The organism is Microbulbifer pacificus (assembly GCF_033723955.1).
GTDB lineage: Bacteria > Pseudomonadota > Gammaproteobacteria > Pseudomonadales > Cellvibrionaceae > Microbulbifer > Microbulbifer pacificus.
Window position 1 is genome coordinate 1,840,838 of record NZ_CP137555.1, and the last position, 25,731, is coordinate 1,866,568.

Here is a 25,731-nt window from a genome sequence, read left to right on the forward strand (position 1 = left end):
TTATTTTTTTAGTGGGCTGTTGTTTTTGTTGGGCACGCTGCGCTTTGCCCAACACACCGGGCGCGACTTAATTGATCGCCTTGATCTGGTCCAGCAGCTCGCCCACTTCCGTGCCCTTGTAGCTGTCGTGCAGCGGTTTCACCGCATCGATAAAGGGCTGCTTGTCGGGGTAGATCACCTCAACGCCGGCGGCCTTCACCGCGGCCAGGGATTCCTCGGTGGACTCCTGCCACAGCTGGCGCTGGTAGGTCACCGCCTCATCCACTGCCTGGCTAAGCCATTCCTGCTGCTGCGGTTCGAGTTTGTTCCACACCGTGGTGCTGATCAGCAGCAGGTCCGGCACGTAGGTGTGCTCGTCCAGGGTGTAGAACTTGGAAACTTCGTAGTGCTTGGAAAGGTAAAAGCTCGGCGGGTTGTTCTCGGCCCCGTTGACCACGCCCTGCTGCAGCGCGGTGTAGAGCTCGCCCCAGCTCACCGGGGTGGCGGCGCCGCCCAGGGTGTTCACCATCTTGATCGCGGTCTGGCTGTTCTGCACCCGGATCTTCTGGCCGTTCAGATCGGCCGGCGTCTGCACCGCCACATCGTTCATGTAAAAGCTGCGGCTGCCGGCATCCAGGTAACCCAGGCCGCGCAGGCGCGCGCGCTCACAGGCCACCAGCAGGTCTTTGCCGATGGGACTCTGCAGCACTTTCCAGAAATGCTCGGAATCGCGGAATACATAGGGAAGGTTGAAGACCTTCATCTCCGGCACGAAGCCCTCCATGGGGCTGGCGGAGACCTTGGTCATGGCCAGGCTGCCGATCTGCAGCAGCTCGATCAGTTCGCGCTCGCTGCCCAGCTGGCCGCCGGAGTAGATATCGATACGCATGGTATCGCCGGAGAGTTCGCGCAGGCGCTTGTCCATGAACACCATGGCGCGGTGCACCGAGTGCTGCTGGTCCAGGGTGTGGGCCAGCTTCAGCGCCACCTGGTCATCTTTGAAGCCGCAGCTGGCCATCAGCAGGGTGGTGCCCGCCAGCGCCGCAGCGCCCAGCTGCCGCAAGAATCTTCTGGTTATCATCATCGTGACCTGCGATCTATTTCTTATCGGGTACAGGTTTGCCGGTGTGCCACATTGCGCTTCGCGCGCTCGCGACGCGCAGGAGGTCATGGCAGACCAAATTGGTCATACCATGCTATCAACAACCGGTCAGGGGGTGCAATCCGTGATTTCGGTTTTCGCCGCTCATATGGCATACCGCATCCAGTCGCAGCGCCTGACGTGTTTCGCCGGGCACTGAAGTGGTGCAGGTAATCGCGCCACCATGGCGCCGGAACCTGTGCGCCCGCAGGTGAACATCGTACCCGCGCGCGCCAGCGGTGCATGTTAACGCCAGGATGGCGCTTTTTTAACCGTTAATTGCGGCCCCTGCCCGACCGCCTGCGTCAGACCAGTCCCGGCAGGCAAACCGACCGGAGGTTGTTATCAGCAGGCAGCTTCTGCACCACTTGCATCAGTGGCGAAATAGTCCGCGCGCGGAATGATCGCCCCGCGGTGGCCGATGACGCGCGCTGCGCAGCGGTTGCCCGCGGCGATGGCGTCTTCCGGGCTGGCGCCCTGCAGGCGCGCCGCCAGGTAACCCGCGTTGAAGGAATCCCCGGCACCGGTGGTATCCACCACGCTGCTGACGGCCGGCACCTCAACGGAGACCAGATCCCCCTGGTACTGCAGCAGTACCGGCTCGGCACCGCGCTTGATCACCAGCTCGGCCACACCGAAATCGCCGTTGCGCTTAATACAGCTGTCCGGGAGTTCGTCGCCCCACAGGGCCTGCTCGTCCTCAAAGGTCAGCAGCGCCATATCCGCCTGCTGCAGGAACTCCGCCACCACGCTGCGCGCGGCTTCGGCGGAAGCCCACAGGCGCGGGCGGTAGTTGCTGTCGAAGGCCACGCGGCCGCCGTTGGCGCGATACTCTTTCAGGAAAACCAGCAGTTCCGCGCGGGCTTCGGGATTCATGATGGCGAGGGTGATACCGGACAGATACAGGCAGTCCATCTTGCGCAGGTAGTCCCTGAGAACCTCGCGACGAGCCGGGTCGGCAAACAGTTCACGCGCCGGCGCCTCGCCGCGCCAGTAGGTGAAATAGCGCTCGCCGTCGGCGGTATTCTGGATCATATAAAGGCCGGGGCAGCGGCCCGGCAGACGCGCGATGGCACTGGTGTCGATACCCTCGCTGGCGAGGCGTGTGAGCACTTCCTCACTGTAGGGGTCCTCCCCCAGCAGGGTGACGTAACTGACATCCACACCACCACGGGCGATATAGACGGCGGTGTTGTAAGTGTCTCCGGCGTAGGACTGCGCCAGCAGCGCTTTCTGCCCACTTCCCTGGCTCACCGCTTGCGGCGCCAGTTCCACCATGACTTCTCCCAGTGCTGCCAGTTTCACTCAACTCTCCAATCTGCAGAAAATGTTATCTAAGCGTGGTTATGACCACTTGGTAGGGATCATCCGCCGCTGCACCAAATTAATGCCGCACAGCCCAGCGCAAAGCGCCACAAAAATGCCTTACCAGAATGGTTGACTGGTATAACCAATTTTTGGCAGTATGGCAACAAGCGGCGCCGATCCACACCTCGAATCGACGCCGCGGTTTTCTCCATCGCCTGGCGCACCGGGCACTAGGGGGCTGGTTTGGACCCCTTTGCCTTTTGTTTCGCGCATACCGCCCGCTCCCTTTCCGGCCATTTGCCGGGCAGCGAGCCGGGCTTTTCTTCGTCTGGCCGACATGAGAAGCCCAGGATCCGCCCCCTGCGGATTCTCGCGGTGGCAGCAAAACCTTACAACAATAAGCGGGACCGGCACCGGTACAAGCAATCCGAACAGCCGGCCTCTAATGGCAAACCCGAAATCTGGAAGCATCCTAAATGACACGCCCTCTGATCCTGCATCCCGACCGTCTGTTTCCGGCCGACAAAGTGAGCCGGGAAATCGCCCGCAATCTTTACGAGAGCGTCAAAGATCTGCCGATCATCAGCCCCCACGGTCACACCGACCCGTCCTGGTTCGCGGACAACAAGCCGTTCGGCAACCCCGCCAACCTGCTGATTCGCCCGGATCACTATGTCTTCCGCATGCTCTACTCCCAGGGCATTGCGCTGGAGCGCCTGGGCATCCGCACCAAAGACGGCACCGAGGTCGAGCAGGATCCGCGCAAGATCTGGCAACTGCTGGCAGACAACTACCACCTGTTCCGCGGCACCCCGTCGCGCACCTGGCTGGATACCGTGTTCCACGATGTGTTCGGCCTCGACGTGCAGCTGAGCAGCGAGACCGCCGAGCTGTATTACGAGCGTATCGACAGCGAACTGAAAAAGCCGGAGTTCCTGCCGCGCGCGCTGTTCGAGCGTTTCAATATTGAAGTGATCGCCACTACCGAGTCCCCGCTGGACGACCTGCGTCATCACCAGACCATCCTCGACAGCGGCTGGAAAGGCCGTGTGATCACCGCCTTCCGCCCGGACCCGGTACTGGATCCGGACTTCGAGGGCTTTGTGGATAACCTGGCGCAGCTGGCCGAGATCACCGGTGAAGACACCTCCACCTGGGCGGGCTACCTGGCGGCGCTGCGCAACCGTCGCGAGTTCTTCAAGCAGATGGGCGCGACCTCTACCGACCACGGCCACCCCACCGCTACAACCGCGAACCTGTCTGCGGCGGAGGCCGAGGCGCTGTTCCTGAAGGTCAGCCGTGGCAACTGCAGCGCGGCGGATGCGGAGCTGTTCCGCGGTCAGATGCTGACCGAGATGGCGCGTATGAGCATCGAGGACGGTCTGGTCATGCAGATTCACCCGGGCTCTTTCCGCAACCACAACAAGGTCGTGTTCGAGCGCTTCGGCCGCGACAAGGGTTGCGATATTCCGTCCCAGACCGATTACGTGCACGCGCTGCAGCCGCTGCTGGAAGCGGTGGGCAACGAGCCTGACCTGACGATCATTCTGTTCACTCTGGACGAGACCAGCTACAGCCGCGAACTGGCGCCGCTCGCCGGTCACTACCCGGCGCTGAAGCTGGGCCCAAGCTGGTGGTTCCACGACAGCCCCGAGGGCATGCGTCGTTTCCGCGAGCAGGTGACCGAGACCGCCGGTTTCTACAATACCGTCGGCTTCAACGACGACACCCGCGCCTTCCTGTCCATCCCCGCCCGTCACGACGTGGCGCGTCGTATGGACTGCGTATGGCTGGCGCAGCTGGTCAGCGACCACCGCCTGCAGGAAGACGAAGCCCTCGAACTGGCTGCCGACCTCGCTTACAACCTGGCGAAGAAAGCCTACAAACTCTGATAGGTAGAAAGACATGAGCCAGGAAAGACTCAACAACAGCATTCTCGAAAACCTCCCCGCCGAGGTGATCAAGCCGGCCTACGACCGCAGTGAAGTCACTACCGGTATCGTGCACCTGGGTATCGGTGCATTCCACCGCGCGCACCAGGCGTGGTACACCGAGAACCGCATTGCCGCCGGCGAAAAAAACTGGGGCATTGTGGGTGCGAGCCTGCGCTCACCGGGTGTGCGGGATCAGCTGGTACCGCAGAACGGTCTCTATTCCGTGGTGGAAAAATCCAACGCGGGCACCAAGGTGCAGATCGTGGGTGCGGTCAGCGATGTGCTTGTGGGCCCGGAAAGCCCACAGCAATTGCTGGAGCTGCTGGCCCAGGAAAGCGTGCGCATTGTTTCCCTGACCATTACCGAGAAGGGTTACTGCCACGATCCGGCGAGCGGCAATCTGAACCCGCAGCATCCGGATGTGGTGCACGACCTGGCGAACCCGCAAGCGCCGAAGTCTGCACTGGGTTATATCGTCGGTGCGCTGGCGCTGCGCAAGGAGCGCGGTCTGCCGGGCTTTACCGTGCTGTCCTGCGACAACCTGCCGTCCAACGGCAAGCTGCTGGGCAAGGTGCTGGTGCAGTATGCGGAAAAAGTAAATTCCGAGCTGGCCGCGTGGATTGCGGAGAACACCACGACGCCGGCCACCATGGTGGACCGCATTGTGCCGGCCACCACCGATAACGACCGCGCGGAGCTGGAAGCGATTCTCGGCTGTCGCGATGAGGCGGCGGTGATGGCGGAGCCTTTCTCCCAGTGGGTGGTGGAAGACAACTTCCTGCGCGGCCGTCCGGAGTGGGACAAGGCCGGCGCGACCTTTGTGGACGAAGTGGAAGTCTACGAGCTGATCAAGCTGCGCCTGCTGAACGGCAGCCACTCCATGCTGGCCTACAGCGGTTACCTGTCCGGTTTTGAAACCGTGGCGGATGTGATGGCGGAGCCCGCGTTCAACAAGCTGGCACTGCACTTCATGCAGACCGAGGCCACCACTTCCATTGAGGTGCCGGCGGATTTCGATATCGCGGCCTACCAGGCGGAGCTGATTGAGCGCTTTGAAAACCGCGCACTGCGTCACCGCACCTGGCAGATCGCCATGGACGGTTCGCAGAAAATTCCGCAGCGCTGGCTGGGTACCCTGCGCCACCAGCTCGCCAACGAAGGCCCGATTGAGGTACTGAGTTTCGCGCTGGCGAACTGGATTCGCTATGTATCTGCGGTCGACGAGAAAGGCAATTCCATTGAGGTTTCCGACCCGCTGGCGGCAGATTTGAAAGCGCTGTGTGATATGTACAAGCCCCAGGGCAATGCGGCACTGACAGCGGCCTTCCTGGCGTTTACCCCGGTATTCGGTGAAGACCTGCGCAACAGTGAGCACCTGCAACAGGCCGTTTCTGGCTGGCTGGAAAAGCTGGATGCCAATGGCACTCTGGCCTGTGTACAGGAGAGCTTTGCCGCTATCGGCTGATAGCGGCGGTTTGATTTGCCCCGTGCTTGTTGTATCTGGGCACAGTTTGTATTTGTCAGTTTTTTGTTTTTAGTTTTTGTTTTCTCGCTTAGTTTCCAGCCCCTCGATTTGAGGATTTCACTGGAAACCATTTCCCTTCCATCCCGCGGCCAACACCGCGGGATTTTTTATGCGCGCGCATAAATTTCCATAAAAAAGCCGGGACTAAGCCCGGCAAAAATAAGCGGAAATAAATAACGTCCGTTGCGGTTTAGAAATTCACCCGCAGGCCAAGCAGTACTTCACGGCCGGTGCTGTTGTATTCGCGCACCAGATCCTGATCACCCATAGGGCCAGTGGTGTAGAGGCGCTCGGGTTCGTTGGTCAGGTTGATCGCTTCGAGGCTGACCTTGATGTTGTCGGTTACATCGTAGAACGCCGACATATCCACACGGGTCGGGCCGGTAGTGGCGAAGGACGCGTTGCCTTCACCGCCGGTTCCGGAAGTCACATAGTCGTCACGGTCATTGACCACCACGCGAGCACCGAAGCGATCCTCTTCGTAGTAAACACCGAAGTTGTAGCTGTTCTCGGACAACCCTTCGAGCGGACCGCGCACGCCATTGCCGTACTCGGCATTGGACTTCACGTGGGTGAAGTTCGCCAGTACACCGAAGTTGCTGCCCCAGCCCGGCAGGAAGCTCAGCGGCTGCTGGTAGGAAACTTCATAACCATCTACCGTCGCGCCTTCACCGTTCACGGTGGTGGTGATGTCCCAGCCACTGCTGTACGGATCTTCCACGTTTGCGTCATACAGCGGACTGGAAGGATCGTATTCCGGACGGGCGGCGACGATCGCAGCCAGTTCGGCCGGCAGTTCCTGGTCGTTCACGGTGACGCTGGTGAGGAAACTGTCGATCTGCTTGTGGAACACGGTCAGTGCCAGCACGGATTCCGCGTCAAAGTACCACTCCAGGCTCACGTCCGCGGAGTCGGCGCGCATCGGCTCGACTTCCGGGTTGGCCGCACTCACGGTGCCGCGCACCGGGGTTACGGTCGTTGCCGCCAGACCGCCGAGCCCCGGACGCGCGAAGTTGCGCGCGAGGCCCACGCGCAGCAGCAGGTCTTCCTGCAGCTCCAGTACCAGGTTGGTGGACGGCAGGATTTCGGTGTAGCTGTCTTCCGGCAGGTTGCCCACGTCGGTGGAGGTTTCCACGATACGCAGACCACTGTTGACGGTCAGCGGCAGTCCCAGCAGCTGGGTTTCCACCGTTGCCTCAACATAACCACCGAGGGTTTCCTCCACCACATTGTAGGTGCTGGAGTCGTTGTCGTTCAGCGTCCACTGGCCAACGCCGTAGGCTTCTTTGGTCGCGTTGAAATCGTTTACCAGCCAGTTGGTGGGGAAGCCGGACGGCGAATCGACGCCGCTGCCAAAACCGCTGATCTCGTTTGCCAACTGCGTAGTCAACGCGGCGGTCAGCGTGGGGCTGTTGAGCGTGCCTCTGGTCGGATCCCAGCGCTCGGAATCCACTTCGCGGCTGTTCCAGATCAGACCGGTTTTCAGCACGGAGCTGTCACCGTTGAAGGTCAGGTCGGCGCGGACGGTGTCATTGGTGCGCTCCACCACGTCGCGACGCAGGGTCGGGCCGGAAAACACGTAATTGTCCGGATTCAGGATATCGAAACCGTAGGACATTTCCGCGATATCGCCGTTTTCCAGGAAGGAGTAGGAAAAGGTGGACGCGTCCCTGGCATCGATGTTGAAGCGCAGCTGGTCTTCGGTGTGCTTGGATACTGCATTGCCGTACATCACATCCAGTACCACGTTGTCGGTAAGATCGAACTTACCGGACAGCACTACCTGGGTGAAGTCGGTCTCACTGAACTGGCCGCGGCTCTCGGAACGGGGCTTCACGCCTGCGAAGGTGCCGGCCACGATATTGCGACCGCTCTCATCCAGCGTCACTTCCAGTGGCGTGATTCCGTTGAAACTGTTGCGGAACTGCGCGAAGTAGTTGTAAGAGGTCACGTCGGCTTTCAGGTTGGAGTTCAGCACATCCAGGCTGAATTCCATGGAATCGCTGGGACGGAACTGCAGGGAGCCGGTCAGGCCGAGACGCTCCTGCTCGCGGTTGAAGGAGTCCATACGCGGCAGGCGCGGCGCCCACATGTAATCCAATTTTTCATCCGCCTTGATATCGTCATCCGGGTAGTTCGCCTGCGGGTTCGGCGTACCGTGGATGATCACGTCGGCATCGGTTCCCGCCCAGCTGCGGTTGCCGTTATCAAACGGGCTGGTCCAGCGCACGGTACCGAAACCTTCCTGACGCACGGAGCGCTCGGAGTAAGCCGCGCTCACCAGCACACCCAGTTTGTCATCCATAAAGGTATTGCTGTAGAGGCCCACAAAACGGGGACTCTCTTTCTCGGCAAAACTGTCGACCATCATCTGGCCGCCGAAGGAAAAATGCTGACCGGGGTTGTCAAACGGACGCGCGGTGGAAAGCTCCACCGTCGAGGCCAGACCACCCTCTTCCACGGAAGCGATCGGTGACTTGTGAATGGTGATGCGGTTGAACAGTTCCGACGCAAATATGTTGAAGTCGAAATCACGGCTGCGGTTTACACCGCCGGAGGTATCTAGGCCGCCGGTACTGGCGGGCACTTCCATGCCATTCAGGGTGGTGCGGGAAAAGCCCGGGCCGAGACCGCGCACGGTGATGTTGCGGCCTTCGCCACCTTCACGGGTGATCGCTACACCCGGAACCCGTTGCAGCGACTCCGCCAGGTTCAGGTCGGGCATCTTGCCGATATCTTCGGCGATGATGCTGTCGGTGTTGTTGGCACTGGTCCGCTTGGTATCCAGCGCCTGCTCCAGGGACTGGCGGAAACCGGTGACCGCCACCTCTTCCAGGACCTGGCCCTGCTGATCAGGCTGCTGGGTTACTTCCTCAGCCGCTTCCTGCGCAAACGCGGGGGTTGCCAGTGCCATGGCCAGAACAAGCGGTTTTATTTTGTAATTGCTCATTACTAACGCTCCATTACTCTCTCTTCGATTATTTTCGCCAGCTCAAGACGCCGTCTATGCGCTGGCTGCCAAGTTTTACTTCTTCAAACTTCAGATTGACCGCGTTCTCGATGACAAGGGGTGTAGCCACCTTCTCGACATGGATATCCCTGAACACTACATCTTTCAGCGGGGCGGCATCGGGCGCGTGTACCTCAAGGAAAGTACCCACTTCCTGCACCTGAATATTTTCAAACACGATGTCCTGATAGGTGGACGGGAAAAAGCCACCGAGCTCGCCGGGATAATTGAGCTGGAACCAGAACAGACTGTCGAAGGACTCGACCGTGAGATTGCGCAGGCGCACATTTTCCACCAGTCCACCGCGGTCCAGATTGGACTTGAAGCGAAATGCGGAAATGCCCTTGCGCAGGATATTGTCGGTAAAAAATACATCGCGAATACCACCGGACATTTCACTGCCCAGCGCGATGCCGTCTTCCCCGCCCATGTCGTTATTGCGCACCACGATGCGCTGGCTCGGCACACCGATACTGCGGCCGTCCAGATCGCGTCCGGATTTCACCACCACAGAGTCGTCGCCGGTGCGGAACCAGCTGTTTTCCACCAGCACATTACTGCTGGATTCGATGTCGATACCGTCGTTATTCGGGAAGTGACTGTCCACGCGTATTCCGCGCACCGTGGCGTGATCGGTATAGACAATGTGGTTGACCCAGAACGGGGAGTTGAGCGCGGTAAAATCCTGCAGCAATACGCGCTTGGCATGGAAGAACTGCACCAGCGGCGGCCGCAGGAAAGTGCCCTTACCAAAAATGCGCTGCCCGACGGGGACGGAATCGGCCCCCATGCGCCGCAGACGCTGCATATCCGCATTCTGCTGCGGGTGCCAGCTTTTGAACAGGCTGTCGGCATTGCCGTCGATGATGCCGGTGCCGGTAATGGCGACATCCTCGACATTACTGGCGTAAATCAGCGGTGAATAGGTGAAAAGCTCGGTGCCTTCCCAGCGGCTTTTCACCACCGGCAGATAGTCTTCCGGATCTGCGGAAAAGCGCAGTACAGCCCCCTCCTGTAGATGTAACTCAATACGGCTCTGCAGTACCACGGGGCCACGACTTAGCCACTCACCGGCAGGGATAACAACACGGCCTCCACCGGCCCTAACCGCAGCGTCAATCGCCGCGACAATGGCCGGGCGCACATCCTTCGCGTCCGCAGCAAAATCAGCAACGAAAAATTCACGGGCGGGAATAACCGGTGCCTGAATACCGGCAACAATTTTCTCTGCCAGTTTCCAGTCATTGGCAACGGCATCGGAGCTTATTGCACAAACCGCAGTGGAGACGCCGGCAAATAAGGCGCACAGGACTATGCCCCGCAGACCGCGGGGTAGGGACATCATCGCATTCATCGTTGCTCCCGAAGGATTTATTAAATTTATTCTGGGCAGGCAGGCGCCCGCCCGCCCTCTCACTCAACAACTTGAGAGGGAAGCAACCAGACAATCAGCTATCGAAAATCGAAATATCAGTCGAACCAGACACTCCGGCGCAGGACGCGCCGGTATGCCTTGCGGTAACAGGGATTACCGCCGCCGGCAGGACACCGGCAAATATTGCGTTACACGTTATTCGTTACTTTTTATTCACAACTATTTATTCGTTACTGGGCTTGCCGATGGTGGCGAGGATGCCGCCATCCACATACACGATCTGGCCGTTGACGAAATTGCTCGCGTCGCTGGACAGGAATACCGCGGTACCCTGCAGGTCTTCCGGGTTACCCCAGCGTCCCGCCGGCGTGCGGCCGATAATGAAGTCGTTGAACGGGTGGCCGTCCACGCGAATCGGTGCGGTCTGGCTGGTGGCGAAGTAGCCGGGGCCAATACCGTTCACCTGAATATTGTGGCGCGCCCACTCGGTAGCCATATTGCGGGTCAGCATTTTCAGGCCGCCCTTGGCCGCGGCGTAGGCGGAAACACTGTCGCGCCCCAGTTCACTCATCATGGAACAGATATTGATGATCTTGCCGGCACCGCGCTCGATCATGCGCCTCACCACCGGGCGGGTCATGACCATCACGCCGGTGAGGTTGGTCTGCAGCACCAGGTTCCACTCCGCCAGATCCATTTCCAGCAGCGGCACGCGGCGGATGATACCGGCGTTGTTCACCAGCACATCGATGGGGCCCTGCTCCTGCTCGATCACCGCCACCATTTCATTCACCACCGCTTCGTCGGTGACGTTGAACAGATAGCCGTGGGCATCCAGGCCTTTGGCACGCAGCTCGGCCACCGCGTTATCCAGTTTTTCCTGGGAAGAGTGACCGGTAATCACCAGCTTGGCGCCGGCGTTGCCGAGGCCTTCCGCCATCGCCATGCCAAGACCGTGGGTGGCGCCGGTGACCAGCGCCAGTTTTCCTGTGAGATCAAATAGGGATCTGGACATAAATCTACTCCAAGCTTTTCGGCGGATTAGCGCAGCTCGTTGGGCTGCACTTTGTCCATATCGTCGTAATCGTGGTTCTCGCCAGCCATACCCCAGATAAAGGTGTAATTGCTGGTGCCGACGCCGGAGTGCAGTGACCAGGTGGGAGAGATCACCGCCTGCTCGTTCGCCATCCAGATGGTGCGGGTCTGCTGGGGCGGGCCCATGAAGTGGCACACCGCCTGACCTTCCGGCACATTGAAGTACATGTACACTTCCATGCGGCGGCTGTGGGTGTGGCACGGCATGGTGTTCCAGCAGCTGCCTTCGGCCAGTTCGGTCATCCCCATCTGCAGCTGGCAGGTTTCCAGCACATCTTTCACCAGCAGCTTGCGCAGGGTGCGCTTGTTGCAGGTTTCCGCCGCACCCAGTTCGATGACCTGGGCATCGCCCTGGCCAACCTTGCGGGTGGGGAATTCGCGGTGCGCGGGAGTGGACAGGATGTAGAACTTCGCCGGCGAAGTTTTTACATTGCTGGTGAACACCACTTCCTTGGAACCGCGGCTTACATACAGCGCTTCCTTGGTGCCGATTTCATACAGGGTACCGTCGACTTCCACACAGCCCGGGGCGCCGATGTTGATGATGCCCAGCTCGCGGCGCTCGAGAAAATAATCCGCTTTCAGTGCATCCACGGTCTCCAGCTTCACTGCACCTTCCACCGGCATGACGCCGCCCACGATCACGCGATCCACATGGGTATAGGTCAGGTTTACGGTGTCTGCGGTGAACAGGGTCGGCACCAGATATTCTTTTCTCAGGCGCTCGGTGTCGTAGTTCACATAGTCCGCCGGATGGCTGGAATAACGTTCGTCAAAAACGGTGGTCATAATCTTTCCCGGTAACTCTTGATAAATCCTGTACGAATGAAATCCGGATAGATTTCAATGTTCGGTTCAGGACTTGGATTTCAGCAGTTTGTACATCTCGACGCCGGAAGTAATGAACGGCGCGGTGCCCTTGGGGTCGTCGTCGTAAATCGGCTCGCTCAGGTAATACTTGTAGCTGCCATCGCGGCCATAACCGAGACCCGCCACCTGGCACATATCGGTGATGGTGATGCTGCCGTCGGCGTGCACCTGCACAAACTCATCCAGCAGACCCTGGTAGGCCTTTTTCGCGATTGCCAGATATTTGCCCTCGGGCAGGTAACCGTGGTTCAGCGCCTTGGCGTAGAAGTAGGTGAACATGGTACTGGCGGAAGACTCGAGGTAATTACCGCGCTCGCCGGGCTTGTCCATGATTTGCCACCAGGTACCGGTCGCCGGGTCCTGGTATTTTTCGATCACCGGCGCAATCTCGGCGATCATGTCCAGCAGGTACTGGCGCTGCTCCGTGTTTTCCTTGGGGATGTAATCCAGCACGTCCACCAGCGCCATCGCCAGCCAGCCCATACCGCGGGCCCAGTGGTAAGCGGAGAGTCCGGTTTCCTTGTCGGCCCAGTTCTGCTCGCGCTTCTCATCCCAGCCGTGGTAGTAGAGGCCGGTTTGCGGGTCGCGCAGCTTGCCGCGTACCACTTTGAATTCCGCCAGTACTTCGTCCACATTGGGCTCTTGGTGCATCAGCTGCTCATACTGAGCGAGAAACGGAATCCCCATGTAGACGCCGTCGAGCCACACCTGGTGCGGGTAAATTTTCTTGTGCCAGAACGCACCCGCAGTGGTGCGCGGGTGGTGTTCCAACTGTTCGAACAGGGTATCGACGGCTTTCTTGTAACTCTCGTCGTGATTGCGCTCGTACATGCGCAGCAACATGGTACCGGAGCGAATGCTGTCGATGTTGTATTTCGACTGTTCGTAACCGTTGATGCTGCCGTCTTCGTTGACGAAAGAACCCATCACCTTCTGCACTGCATCGGCATAGCGTGCTTCCGGCGCAACCTGGTTCAGCTCATCGTAGGCCTGCATCACCATGCCGGTGGTGTACTCGAAGTAGGATGGGCGCTTGCGGATATGGTCGAAACCGCCGAAGGCGTAATCCAGGGTTTTGCGCTGCAGCTCGGAGTCTGCCAGGCGCTTGCTCCACGCCAGCGCCACGTCCGCGGTCAGCGGCTGCCGGGTTTCCGCCAGGCTCGCCGCGGTGGTCAGCCGCTGGCGCAGCGGCATGGTGAGTTTTTCCGCTTCCTGCTGCAGATAGTTTTCAAACTGCGCTTTGCTGGTGATCGGGCCGTGACGGCTCTCCACTTCGTTGGCCCAGGCGGCGACGAAGTAGTACTGAATTTCCTTATCCGCCGGCTTCAGGATGGCAACCTGGTTGTGTTCGTCCCTGGTCACCTCATCGATGGCTTTGCGCTTGGCCAGCACCGCCATGCCGAGGTTGGCACCGTCCAGGCTCTGCGCGCCGTAGGTGCCGATATAGGTATAGGCGTGGCCGGTAATGTCCATGTCACCGACGATCAGCTCGGTGCCAGGGTGATTGACGATACCGGCGATCATGTTGTCCAGCTCTTCGCTGGTTTTCGCATTAACTTCAACCAGGCGGCTGCCCGCGTGCATCGAGAGCTGTGCACTCAGGTCGGTCTGCACACCTTCCACCGGCTTCCAGCCCAGGTAGTCGATTGTGAACGCGGAGTAGAGGTCGCCGTTCTCGGTGATCTCGGCGCGCCAGTCCTGCACATCGCTCACGCGAATGACTTTTTCACCATCCCAGAATCCGTAGCCACCAACACCGACGGCGCTGCCGACCTTGAGGATGTCCATGCCCCAATCAGAGGGTTCGTGGTAGGAATCAAAGCCATCCTGGCCAACGTTCTGCAGTACCGGTGCCAGGGTGGATTTTCCGAAGATATCGAAACCGTTGCGCCAGTCGAGATATACCCGGTAGCCCACCAGATCGGATTCGATGCCCGGGCCCTCGTAGCGGATATACCACGAGTGGTCGGTATGCTCCTTCGGCACCTCTAACGTGCTGACGTTTTCAAAGCTGCCACCGAGATATTCGCGCTCTTTCCACTCGCCGCCCACCTTGCGGGAAATCTCCGCCTGGGTGCGTTTGGCCGCGGTTTCGCCTGCCACGTCGGCTTCGGCGATCCGCAGGGTTACGGTTTCATCGACCGCAACATCCACCGTGAACAGGATGCCGTCTTTCTCGCCATCGGCATCTTTGTCGATGGCCTGTACTGGAAGTTGTCGCGCCTGGTTCCACACCGCGATCGGCGATGCAAAACCCTGTTTGAGGCCGAGTTCGTAGAAGCTCAGGTAAACCGCTTCGTCCAGACGAGGGAAATCCGAGGGGTTGGAAAGCTCGAGGGTGGCAATGGCACCCGGCTTTTCAGCAACTGCCGCGGGCGCGCTATCCGCAACGGTTTCAGCAGATTTTTCGCCACAGGCGGTGAGGGTGGCAGCGGTAAGCGCAAATGCCAGGGCACTCAGGCTCGGGGTGCGAGTGGACTTAGCAAACAGTTTCACAGACGTCTCCACGAATTCGGGTTTTATTCTGTTCTATCGATTTTCAAATCGAAAAACGGCCGCGTGCGATTTCGAATCTTCCTTGTCCACGAGACGTGGCGGATTCCTGCACTCGGCCGTTTGGGTACAACTTGATTTTTTTCATCGAAAAGCCCGGCAAATAATTTGCCGGGCTTTTCGATTATGCAGACAGCTCGTTATCAGAACTTGTACTGCGCACCGACGTAGTACTGACGACCGGTAGTGTGGTCAACCACAATACGTCCGGCAGTGTCGATCATCTGGCGGTTGGGCTCGTTGGTCAGGTTGATACCCTCGAAGCTCAGCTTCCAGTTGTCGTTCAGGTTGTAGCTGGCAACGAAGTCGATGTTGGCAGTGCCTTCGGTGTATTCCTTGTCGTTGCCGTTACGTACCGCAGCCGGAGACTGGGTCAGGTAATCGCTACGCTTGGCATAGGAAACACGCGCACTGAAGTCTTCGTTCTCGTAGAACACGGTGGCGTTGTAGGTGTTCTTGGACATGCCGGTGAGAACGTCGTACATCGGCTCATCTGTGGTGCCGTAGTTCATCTCGGAATCGACGTAGGTGTAGTTCAGCAGCAGGCCGTAGTTATCGAAGAACATCTGCTGGTATTGCAGTTCGATACCGGACAGCTCGCCGCCCTCACCGTTCACGTCACGAGTAACATCCCACGCAGTGGTTTCGTCGTAGGTACCTTCGTCACGCAGCAGAGAGGCGTCGAGACCAGTCTCCGCCCAGCTCAGGCCGGAGTCGGTCTGGCGGGTAATGAAGGAGTCGATATCCTTGTAGAAGTATGCCGCTGCGAATACCGCGTCGTCGTTGAAGTACCACTCGTAAGACACGTCGTAGGCGCGGGCGCGGAACGGATCGAGTTTCGGGTTGCCGTAGCTGATGGTGCCGTTGAACTGATCGATCTTGCCGCCGGGGGTCAGGTTGCCCAGGCCCGGACGCGCCATCACGTCAGACGCGGAGAAACGCACAACCATGTCTTCGTTGACATCCAGCGCCAGGTTCAGGGACGGCAGGGTATCGTCGTACTCGTTGGTAGCTCTTACCGCGACAAATTCACCACCCAGATCGGTCAGGCCGTTGGACTCCACTTCAGTGGTCACCTGACGCACGCCGACGTTACCGCGCAGCGGCATACCCGCCACCTCAGTGTTCCAGCCCAGCTGCAGGTAGTAGCCGGTGCTGTCTTCTTTCACATTGCGGATATCCTGAGCGCGCGGTGCCATGCTGGCCGCCACTTCACCGGCGTAGCTCGCCAGAGTGGAGTCCACATCCGGGGAGAACCAGGTGATGCCGCCCATGCTGGTGGAGCCGCCCTGCAGCTCGCTAGCAGAGATGCCACTGAACTTCGGGCCGGCGCGCATTTCTTCCACGTCGAATTCGAAGCTCTTCTGGGACACACCACCTTTCAGGGTCATGGTGTCGTTCAGATCGAATTCCAGATTGAATGCGGCAGTATCGAAAGTATTGTCAACGCTGTTCGGGCGGTGACGCAGCTCAACAAACTGGTAATTTGCCGGGTTGGAGGTATCGAAATCGGCAAAGTCGATGCTGCCACCGGAAGTGGTGGAGTTGTAGGTGAAGCTGTTCTGCACATTGATCGCGTCGACAATGGCAGTAGTCTGCATCGGGTTGCTGAAGTTGGACTCGGAGGCGCCCCAGAGCACATCACCGCGCAGACGGTCGGTGAAATCGTGAGAAGCGCGGATAGAGAACTGGTCGAACTTGGTTTCCAGCTCGTCGAAGCGGTGCTCAACACGCAGGTCGTAGTTCTCGACGGTCATGGAAGTAATGGTGCCATTGCCATCCATGGTGTAGTCGGTTACGTCGTATTCTTTGTAGTTGGTGCCGTCTTTCAGGCTGACGGAAACGAACTCTTCTTCACGGGTCGCATCGAAATTGGAGGTCAGGTAGTCCACCAGGATTTCGGTACGGTCGGTCGGGCGGAACTGCAGGGTTCCGGTAAAGCCCTGACGCTCCTGCTCGTGGGAAAACTTGCCGTAGCGCGGAATACGCGGGAAGAAGCCTTCGTTCAGTGCGGCCAGCTCTGCGTCATCGGCACAGGCAGAACAGTTGACGATCTGCTCACTGGCGGTCCAGCGCACGGTGGAGAAACCTTGTTCCAGAATGTTGCGATCGGAGTAGGAGTAGGAAGCCATCCAGCCGAAGGTTTCGGCTTCGTTCTTGCCACCGACCAGGAAAGAGGTGCGCGGGTTCGCTTCTTCAGACTGGCTGTTGTAGCCGTACTGCATGTTGGCGGCGAAGGTGAAGTCGTCGGCCATATCCAGCGGGCGACCGGTATTCAGGTCAACGGTCGCACCCAGGGAACCTTCGTCCAGCTCGGATGCGGTGGTTTTGTGTACGGTCAGGTTGGAGAACAGTTCAGACGCGAAGGTATTGAAGTCGAAAGAACGATCGCGGTTGGCACCACCGGAAGAGTCAGCACCACCAGTAGTGGAGATGGCTTCCATTCCATTGATACGAACGCGGGTGAACTGAGCACCCAGACCGCGTACAGAAATATTACGGCCTTCACCAGCATCGCGGGTAATGGCTACACCGGGGATGCGCTGCAGGGATTCGGCCAGGTTGAGGTCGGGGAAGTCTGCAATGTCTTCCGCCAGAATAGAGTCTTTGCTGCCTACTGCGTCGCGCTTCTGGTTCAGCGCGTTAGTCAGGCTGTCACGGTAGCTACCGGTTACCGTGATCTCCTCCAGGCCGGCATCGCTGAGGGTGGAGGGGGTGGATTCTTGTGCAAAGGCCGGAACTGCAATCATGGCCATCGCAAGAGTGAGTGGTTTCAGCTCAAAAGTCTTCATGACTCTCATCTCCGCTTCGTCGTTATTTTGGTAAAACCTGTTTTGGTATTACCGCTTATTATCAATGCAGGCCGATATTCGCACATGGACTACCAACTATCAACTTTTGGTAGACCAATTAATCGCCTAATTCTGCGTTATTTTTCGTCAGTTCGAAGAATACAGCGCCAAAGACCCCAGAACCAGTGCGGCTTTCACCGCACCGGTTGTCTTCAGGAGGCATTTGGAAAGCTTGTGGGGAGGGGGATGCTCAGCCGGGTTTAAAGGCCTGACCATTGATGGTGACATTGCTCACGGTCAGACCGGTAACCTCTTCGATCACACCAAGAGAAGCAGCCTGGTCAATACGGCTATTGGAAATCTGCAGACCACGAATGGGGGCGCGCTCGAAGCCGCGAATATGGAAGGCGCGATCCGCCTCCTCGCACACCAGGTTTTCCACCTGAATGTTATACACGTTGGGGTCAAAGCTGCCCTTGTCGCCCTCTTCATAGAAGAAGTTGATCACGATGACGTCTTTTACCTGGCCAATGGTCACGTTGCGCACATAAATATCGTGGATATCACCGCCGCGCATCGCATTGGTCTTGATACGCAGACCGCGCTCCAGATGCGGGCTGCTCATGACACAGTCCTCCATGAAGACGTTGCGCACACCACCGGAGATCTCACTGCCCAGCACCAGGCCGCCGTGACCGTCACGCATCTGACAGTTCCGCACCACTACGTTCTCGGTGGGAGTGTTCAGGCGGCGACCATCTGCATTGCGCCCGGATTTGATGGCGATACAGTCGTCACCATTGTCGAACAGGCAGCCTTCGATCAATACATTGCGGCAGGACTCCGGGTCGCAGCCGTCGGAGTTGGGACCGTGACTGCGTGTGGTGACATTGCGCACCGTGAGGCTTTCGCACAGCACCGGGTGAATGACCCAGAACGGAGAATTCTCAAGGGTAACCCCTTCGATAAGCACATTGCTGCACTCGTAGAACTGTACCAGTGGCGGGCGCAGGAAGGAGTTCTCGGCATAGGCACGCTCGGCCACCGGCACACCAGCTTCCATCTCTTCCATCAGGCGATTGCGCGCGGCGAACTGGGTATCCCCTTCGTTGGAGCTGTTGTCGCACTTGGTGTTCTCACCTTTCCACGGCCACCAGGTATCGCAATCGGCACCGCCATCGATCAATCCTTTACCAGTGAGCGCCACGTTCTCGGCCTGGTGGGCATAGATCAGCGGGGAGTAACCCATCATTTCCATACCTTCCCAGCGGGTTTTGACCGCCGGCAGGTAACGCTCGGGCTCGGGGATAAAGTGAATCTCCGCACCCTCTTCCAGGTGCAGTTCAGTATTGGAAACCAGGTGGATGGGACCGGTACGGTATTTACCCGCCGGCACCACGATGCGGCCACCACCGGCCTTGCGACAAGCCTCGATGGCAGCGGCGAAGAACTCGCTGGCATCTTCGCCCTCCCCGCGGGCGCCCAGCGCCTTGAGGCTGAAGTCGCGTGCGGGAATAACCGGCAGCTTGATGGAGGACAGAATTTGCGGCACCTGCGCCCAGGGGCCGTTGTACTGGGCCCGGGGCGGACGGCTCATGGCCAGCGCCTGCATGGGCAGCCCGGAGATGGCGGGCACTACCGCTGCGGCCAGCATGGATTGCAGGAATACTCTCCGGTTAAGTCCAGTCATCATTACCTCCCGGGTTTATTGTTTTATTCGGCTTTTTTATTGGGTTTTGCCGCGGCGAACTGCGACACCAACAGCCTGGTCATTCACCGGACTGCCCCATATCTGGCAAGACCAGTACAAAATTTTCGCCAATACTGTCATACCAATTTTGGCAGGGCAACAACCGGACAGGTGCCCCCAACGGCTAAGCGACCTGAGAAGGGCGGAAAATTCCGGGCACAAAAAAGCCGGCGCAGTGGCCGGCTTTCGGGCTCGAGCGAACGCAAATACAGGTTCAGGGCATTGCGAAACGCTGGCGGGCGGCGCTCATTTCACGGCGAGCCTGCTCCAGCGCTTCCGCTTCGGTGGCATCCAGCAGCTGTTGTACCACGCGCTGCAGATGGTCGCGCATGGCATTGCGCGCGCCCTCAGGATCGCGCTTCTTGATGGCCTCGAGAATACGTCGATGCTCTTCAATCCGGGGCTTGGAGCCCACCTGACGTACTTTTTCCAGGATACGCGCGGATACGGAAGAGTTGTTGCGCAGCTTCCACAGGTGATCACACACGGAAACCACGGCATCGTTGTGGGTACAGCGGGCGATATGCAGGTGGAACTTTTCGTCTGCCACTTCGGCGTTGGAGTCAGAGGCGTTCTCCTCCACCATCTCTTCCAGGATACCTTCCAGCTCCTTGATTTCCGCATCAGACATTTCGCGGGCGGCGAGGCCAGCGGCCTCCCCTTCGAACATCATGCGGGCCTGCAGGATCTCAAACGCGCCGATATCACTTTCGCCCGCAGAGAATGCGCTGGCTTCGGTATCGGTCACATAAACGCCGGAGCCGCCTTTCACTTCCACACAACCGGCGAGCTCAAGGGCGATAATGGCCTCGCGCACGGTGGGACGACTCACTTCAAAGCGCTCCGCCAGCTTGCGCTCAGCGGGCAAACGGGTACCCGCCGGATAGTCACCGGCGGCGATGGCGGCGGCCAGTTTTTCGGCCACTTGTTGGTAAAGTCTGGCACCCTGCATCAGACCAATCTCCTGCGCTAATGCTGCGTCTGTTCTTTTGTTTGTGTGCTTCTGGCAATGGACTCGCGCATACATACCCCGCGCTGCCATCCCCACACTCATCTTTAATATTACCCAGCTGGTGCCAGCGGCAGAAACCTGCCTGACCCATCCGGATTTCCCGCTTTGCTGACCGAATTTCGCGAACACGGTACTTATATATAAGTAGCGGATACATTTCGGCGCAGTTTAGCAGAAGGGGTTTAGCCACCACAACACGGGAATCCGGCCCACAGTCTTACCAAAACCTACTATGCTCCAGATTGCGGCCTTACCAATATAGTGTTAGATTGCAACCAATCATAACGACAACTGACCGCCAGTCCGTTAGCGGAGTCAGGACAAGATGGATCTCATACATATACATTCAGACGATAACGTCGCCGTCAGCAAGGCCCCCCTGCCTGCCGGTACGCTGGTGAACTGGAGCGGCAGCATGCTGCCCCTGCTCACCGATGTGCCCGCCATGCACAAGGTCTGCGTGCGCGCTATTGCCGCGGGTGAGGCGGTGATCAAGTACGGGCAGGTTATCGGCTTTGCGCGGGAGAATATTGCTCCCGGCACCCATGTGCACGAGTACAACATGGAAGCGGGCAACCACCAGGTTGCGCACGAGTTCTGTAAGGACTACGTACCCACAACTCTGATCCCGGAAAATGAGCGTGCGACCTTTATGGGTTACCGCCGTGCCAGTGGCAAGGCCGGCACACGCAATTACCTCGCGGTTGTATCCACCGTAAACTGTTCCGTTACCGTATCCCGCGCTATCGCTGCCCACTTCCGCGACAGCGGCAAACTGCGTGATTTCCCGAATATCGACGGCATTGTGGCGCTGGGCCACGACAGCGGCTGTGGTATGTCCACGTCCGGCGAAGGTTATCAGACCCTGCTACGGACCTTGCACGGTCACATTGTTCACCCGAACTTTGCCGGCGTTCTGCTGATCGGCCTCGGTTGTGAGGCGATGCAGATCACCAGCCTGATGCGTGAAACCGGCCTGCAGGAAGGCGACCATTTCCAGGTAATGACCATTCAGGGTCTGGGTGGCACGCGCGCTGCAATCGAGGCGGGTATCGAACGACTGACCTCAATGTTGCCAGCCGCCAATGCCTGTGTGCGCGAACCGATCCCCGCTTCCGAGCTGACCCTGGCGGTACAGTGCGGCGGCAGCGACGCCTACTCCGGTATTACCGCGAATGCGGGCCTGGGTGCAGCAGCGGATATCCTGGTGCGTCAGGGCGGCACCGTTATTTATTCAGAAACCCCGGAAATTTACGGTGCAGAGCATCTGCTGACCCGCCGTGCGGCGAGTCCGGAAGTTGCGCAGAAGCTGGTAGACCGTATCAAGTGGTGGGAGCACTACACCGAGATCAATGGTGTGGAGCTGAACAACAACCCGTCACCGGGTAACAAGGCCGGCGGTCTAACCACCATTGCGGAAAAATCCCTGGGGGCGCAGGCGAAAGGCGGCACTAGCGCGCTGCAGGATGTTTACCTGTACGCTGAGCAGGTGCGCAAGAAAGGCCTGGTATTCATGGACAGCCCCGGTTTCGACCCGGTTTCCGTCACCGGCCAGGTGGCGAGCGGTGCAAATGTAGTGTGCTTTACTACCGGTCGCGGTTCGGCGTTCGGTGGCAAGCCGGTGCCGAGCATCAAGCTGGCGAGTAACTCGAATCTGTTCGAGCGCATGCGTGAAGATATGGATGTCGACTGCGGTGGCATTCTGGACAAGCGCTACAGTGTTGCCGAGTGCGGCGAGATGATTTTCCAGCACATTCTGGCGATCGCTTCTGGCGAGCAGAGTGCCAGTGAGAAACTCGATTACGGTGATAATGAGTTTTTGCCCTGGCATATTGGGGCTGTTGTTTAAGCTCCCTTTTGCCTCAAAAAAACCGGCCTTGTGCCGGTTTTTTTGTTTCTGGGATTTTGGAGTTTCGTGGTTTGGAAGCAGGCCCGGTGGCGGCGAGGCAGCGCGTATCTGTTTTCAAAACCGAGCTAGGCGCCCCCCCTCAACCCATCCATGGGGGCTGCGTCGCAAACGTCCCTGTTTGCGACGCTTTTGAAAACAGATCCCCGCCACCTCCCTTCGCTTCGAATTTTTCTACTTCGTAAGCTGCTCGATTAATCGTGCTTTGCGGGTGCCTTGCTGAGCAGCACAAGTACCAAGGTAGCCAGCGGGCCGAAAATCAGGCTCAGAATCCACCAAATTAATCCACTGCGATTTTTGCCCTGTGCCAAACCGGCATTAATCAACGAGAGCGTACCCCACCCCACCAGCCACTCCCTCGACTGAATCATCACCTGATACTCTTCCACGCCAAATTCCTCGCTGCCAAATAAAACGCAAACCCTTGAATTGAAGGTGGAGTGCCGGGGGCGGGTTTTCAGGAGCGTCGCAAACAGGGATGTTTGCGACGCAGCGTACAGGGACGTATTCACAGCGGTCCTGAAAACCCGCCCCCGGTGCTCCACCGCCACAGCCTTAGCTAATTGGTTACCCCGAAACTCAATTGTCCAACAGGAATCGGGCAATAGTACGAACGCCGTGCCCCTTGGCTCCCTGCGCCCACTGGTCATTCGGCGAGGGTAAGTAAGAACCGGAAAGATCGATGTGCACCCAGCCGCGCCCGTCGTCGCGTACAAACTTGGCGAGGAACGCCGCTGCGGTGGAAGCACCCGGGCTGCCATCCACGCCCACGTTGGCAATCTCCGCAAAGCCGGAGGGAATCTGCTCCATGTGGAATTTTTCCAGCGGCAGGCGCCAGGCCTTTTCGTTTTCCAGCTTGGCCGCAGACAGCACTTTCTCGGCCATCTCGTCCTCGAAACTCATCACCGAGTTGTAATCCCGACCCACCGCCATTTTCGCCGCACCGGTGAGGGTAGCGGCATCGAGAATGTAGCGCGGGTTCTGCTCGCTCGCGGCGATAAGACCGTCTGCCAGTACCAGTCGTCCTTCCGCATCGGTATTCAGAATTTCTGCCGTCACGCCGTTTTTGTAGCGGATGATATCGCCCAGCTTGAACGCGTTGCCGGAAACCAGGTTTTCCGCGCAGCAGAGATAGAGCTTCACGCGTTTTTTAAGGCCGCGGGCGATAGCGAGCGCCAGGCCACCGGTAACCATCGCCGCGCCGCCCATATCGGATTTCATGTGCGCCATGCCGGCGGAAGGTTTGATGCTGTAGCCACCGGAATCAAAGGTGATGCCCTTGCCCACCAGGCAGATATCCACAGGAGCATCTTCTTTGCCCGTCGGGTTGTAGTCCAGCTGTAGCATGGCACCGCCGCGCACGCTGCCGCGGCCAACGTTGTGGATGCCCATAAAGCCCTCCTCAACCAGCTCGTCACCAGAGAGGATCCGGTATTCCACAGCATAAGGGGCGAGCTTTTGCAGCATGTCCGCGGCGCTTTCGGCGAGTGCGCGCGGGAAGACATTTTCCGGAGTGCCGTTGGTGATTTCACGTACCCACAGGCTGGCCGCCTTGCGCGCTTCCAGTTCTTTCAGTTCTTCGCCATCGCCAACACCCCAGTCCAGGGTGCTCTTGCGGTTCGGGTTGTAATAGCCGGCCCAGAAGGCCCAGCGAGTTTCCAGGTCCCAGTTACCCCCAACCAGAGCAACTGCAGTTACCCCCATGCCGTCCAGACGGCGGGCGCCGCGCTGCACTGCGACCAGTTTGCCGCCGGTGGCCTCGGTAGCGTGAATCCGGGCTTCGCTGTCGCTGAAGCTCAACAGGGCGTTCTTGCCCCAGTGTTCCGCCGCCGCGGTGGTTTCCAGCTTTACCTGCATCGCTGTTGTCATCTGTACACCTTTTATAAAAAAACCGGTTGCCCGAGAAAGAGACACAAGCAACACAATATTGGGTCAGTCTAGCAGCCTGCAAGTGTTGGTTTGCGCGCGGCGGCGGTGTGCCGATACACTGCGGGAGCTGAAAATAACGACAAGGATGTAGAAAATGGGCAACGCCTGCCACTACCACTCCGGTGCGGATGCCATCTGGCAATGCTCCGGCTGCAGCAAGGAATACTGCGGCGAATGCGTACCGGGTTCTGTGGATAACTATTACAAATCCACCCCCAAGTGCGTGCTGTGCAACCAGCGCTTGAACAACGTGGGCGCGAGCAACAAGGCCCGCCCCTTTTGGCAGATGGCCTCATTCTATTTCCGCTATGCGCTCTCCAGCGGGCCGCTCATGGTTTCCGCCATCTGTGCAGTGGCAGCCATCGCCATGACCGGCTTGGGCTGGTTGTCGATTTTTGTGCTGGTGGCGATGCTCGCGGTAGTGATTCGCTACAACCTGCTGGTCATCGAGAAACTCGCCGGCGGCCAGCTTGAGGCCCCCACCTTTGGCGACGCCCAGGACGGTCGCAGTGCGGCCATCTTCGTCAAGGTCATCGGCATGATTCTGGTAGCCGGCGGCGTCGGCATGCTGTTTGCCGGGCTGGGTGAAGGTGCCGTGCAGGTATATTCCATCATCCTTTCGCTGCTGGCACCGGCGGCAATGATCGTGCTGGCCCTGGAGCACAGCATGCGCGCGGCAGTAAATCCGCTCAAGCTGCTGCAGTTCACCCTGATCATCGGCTGGCCCTACTGGCTGCTGTGGCTATCCACCAGCGCGGTATCCGCGGCGCCAGCCTACCTGTTGCCGGTAGTGGCCGGGAAGTTGCCCGCGTGGATGCTGCTGCCGCTGCTGGCCTTTGTCACCAGTTATTTCTCCATCGTCACCAGCGCCATGATGGGCTACATCTGCCTGACCCGGCAGCAGAAGCTGGGTGTGATTGCGCAGGTGTACGACGATGAGTTTATGGAAGAGAGCGAGTTCGACCGCCGCAAGGCGCTGGCGAACGCCAGTATCCTGCTGCGCGAAGGCCGCGGCGAGGAGGCGCGCAAGACTCTGGTGAATGTGCTGCGCCAGCAACCGGACGATATCGCGCTGAACGAGCGCTACTTCCGCCTGCTACTCGCCATCGACGATCGCAAAGCGCTGCGTGAGCTGGGTCCACACCTGCTGGAGCGGTTCATCAAGCTGAACCAGGCGCACAAGGCCGCTGAACTGTACCTTGCCACGGCCAGTGCGGTGGGCACGCCCGCCATCGACAAATCCCTGTTGCGCCACCAGCTCGCCGAGGCACTCTACCGCCAGCGCCAGTTCAAACCGGCGCTGGCACTGGTGAACAACCTGCACAAGGAAGACCCGAACTACACACGACTGGACAGCGCCTATTTACTGCTGGCCAAGATCTATATGGATGGATTCAACCGCACCGACAACAGCCGCGCGCTACTGGCGTTTGTGGAAAAGAAATTCCCCAACAGTGCGGTGATCGGTGAAGTGCGCCAGCTGCAGGGGATTCTCGCCGCAGAGCAGCGGGCGCAGCCTGTACCGGGGCGGTAGTCGGCAGGTAGTCCGGGG

At 58.9% G+C, this 25,731-nt stretch carries 16 protein-coding genes; 4 read left to right on the plus strand and 12 right to left on the minus strand.

The window, feature by feature from the left end; genetic code table 11:
- Nucleotides 1-67 precede the first annotated feature (67 nt).
- Nucleotides 68-1,060 (minus strand): TRAP transporter substrate-binding protein, encoded by a 993-nt coding sequence (locus R5R33_RS08000; RefSeq protein WP_404810388.1) that lies wholly within the window; start codon nucleotides 1,058-1,060, stop codon nucleotides 68-70.
- Between the two features lie 405 nt (nucleotides 1,061-1,465).
- On the minus strand, nucleotides 1,466-2,425 hold the full coding sequence (locus R5R33_RS08005; protein ID WP_318955497.1) for a sugar kinase: 960 nt from the start codon (nucleotides 2,423-2,425) through the stop codon (nucleotides 1,466-1,468).
- Between the two features lie 479 nt (nucleotides 2,426-2,904).
- Here R5R33_RS08005 and uxaC point away from each other — a divergent pair, with 479 nt between their 5' ends.
- Both uxaC and R5R33_RS08015 read left to right on the plus strand, forming a co-directional pair.
- Nucleotides 2,905-4,320 (plus strand): glucuronate isomerase, encoded by a 1,416-nt coding sequence (gene uxaC / locus R5R33_RS08010; protein ID WP_318955498.1) that lies wholly within the window; start codon nucleotides 2,905-2,907, stop codon nucleotides 4,318-4,320.
- A gap of 13 nt (nucleotides 4,321-4,333) precedes the next feature.
- Nucleotides 4,334-5,827: a mannitol dehydrogenase family protein gene (locus tag R5R33_RS08015; protein WP_318955499.1), complete on the plus strand. Its 1,494-nt coding sequence runs from the start codon at nucleotides 4,334-4,336 to the stop codon at nucleotides 5,825-5,827.
- Nucleotides 5,828-6,077: 250 nt separating this feature from the next.
- Here the strand turns inward: R5R33_RS08015 and R5R33_RS08020 are convergent, their stop codons facing one another.
- The 8 genes from R5R33_RS08020 to R5R33_RS08055 form a co-directional block, all read right to left on the minus strand.
- Entirely contained in the window at nucleotides 6,078-8,837 is a 2,760-nt protein-coding gene (locus tag R5R33_RS08020; RefSeq protein WP_318955500.1) for a TonB-dependent receptor, read from the minus strand.
- A 28-nt stretch (nucleotides 8,838-8,865) separates the two neighbouring features.
- Entirely contained in the window at nucleotides 8,866-10,251 is a 1,386-nt protein-coding gene (locus tag R5R33_RS08025; protein WP_318955501.1) for a glycoside hydrolase family 28 protein, read from the minus strand.
- A 244-nt stretch (nucleotides 10,252-10,495) separates the two neighbouring features.
- Entirely contained in the window at nucleotides 10,496-11,287 is a 792-nt protein-coding gene (locus R5R33_RS08030; RefSeq protein ID WP_318955502.1) for a gluconate 5-dehydrogenase, read from the minus strand.
- A 26-nt stretch (nucleotides 11,288-11,313) separates the two neighbouring features.
- A complete protein-coding gene (kduI, locus tag R5R33_RS08035; RefSeq protein WP_318955503.1) occupies nucleotides 11,314-12,156 on the minus strand; it encodes a 5-dehydro-4-deoxy-D-glucuronate isomerase in 843 nt (280 codons plus the stop codon).
- A gap of 66 nt (nucleotides 12,157-12,222) precedes the next feature.
- On the minus strand, nucleotides 12,223-14,733 hold the full coding sequence (locus R5R33_RS08040; protein ID WP_318955504.1) for a glycoside hydrolase family 88 protein: 2,511 nt from the start codon (nucleotides 14,731-14,733) through the stop codon (nucleotides 12,223-12,225).
- 200 nt (nucleotides 14,734-14,933) lie between these two features.
- On the minus strand, nucleotides 14,934-17,582 hold the full coding sequence (locus tag R5R33_RS08045; protein WP_318955505.1) for a TonB-dependent receptor: 2,649 nt from the start codon (nucleotides 17,580-17,582) through the stop codon (nucleotides 14,934-14,936).
- Nucleotides 17,583-17,832: 250 nt separating this feature from the next.
- Nucleotides 17,833-19,272 (minus strand): glycoside hydrolase family 28 protein, encoded by a 1,440-nt coding sequence (locus R5R33_RS08050; RefSeq protein ID WP_318955506.1) that lies wholly within the window; start codon nucleotides 19,270-19,272, stop codon nucleotides 17,833-17,835.
- Between the two features lie 274 nt (nucleotides 19,273-19,546).
- Nucleotides 19,547-20,284, minus strand: a complete 738-nt coding sequence (locus tag R5R33_RS08055) for a FadR/GntR family transcriptional regulator (RefSeq protein ID WP_318955507.1) — start codon at nucleotides 20,282-20,284, stop codon at nucleotides 19,547-19,549.
- Between the two features lie 385 nt (nucleotides 20,285-20,669).
- On the opposite strand from R5R33_RS08055, the gene R5R33_RS08060 reads away from it, so the two are divergent.
- On the plus strand, nucleotides 20,670-22,193 hold the full coding sequence (locus tag R5R33_RS08060; RefSeq protein WP_318955508.1) for a UxaA family hydrolase: 1,524 nt from the start codon (nucleotides 20,670-20,672) through the stop codon (nucleotides 22,191-22,193).
- 251 nt (nucleotides 22,194-22,444) lie between these two features.
- Here R5R33_RS08060 and R5R33_RS08065 read toward each other — a convergent pair whose 3' ends face one another.
- Nucleotides 22,445-22,639, minus strand: a complete 195-nt coding sequence (locus R5R33_RS08065; RefSeq protein WP_318955509.1) for an antitermination protein NusB — start codon at nucleotides 22,637-22,639, stop codon at nucleotides 22,445-22,447.
- Between the two features lie 190 nt (nucleotides 22,640-22,829).
- Nucleotides 22,830-24,119 (minus strand): aminopeptidase PepB, encoded by a 1,290-nt coding sequence (gene pepB, locus R5R33_RS08070; RefSeq protein ID WP_318955510.1) that lies wholly within the window; start codon nucleotides 24,117-24,119, stop codon nucleotides 22,830-22,832.
- Between the two features lie 154 nt (nucleotides 24,120-24,273).
- On the opposite strand from pepB, the gene R5R33_RS08075 reads away from it, so the two are divergent.
- Entirely contained in the window at nucleotides 24,274-25,713 is a 1,440-nt protein-coding gene (locus R5R33_RS08075) for a tetratricopeptide repeat protein (protein WP_318955511.1), read from the plus strand.
- The last annotated feature ends 18 nt before the right edge of the window (nucleotides 25,714-25,731 follow it).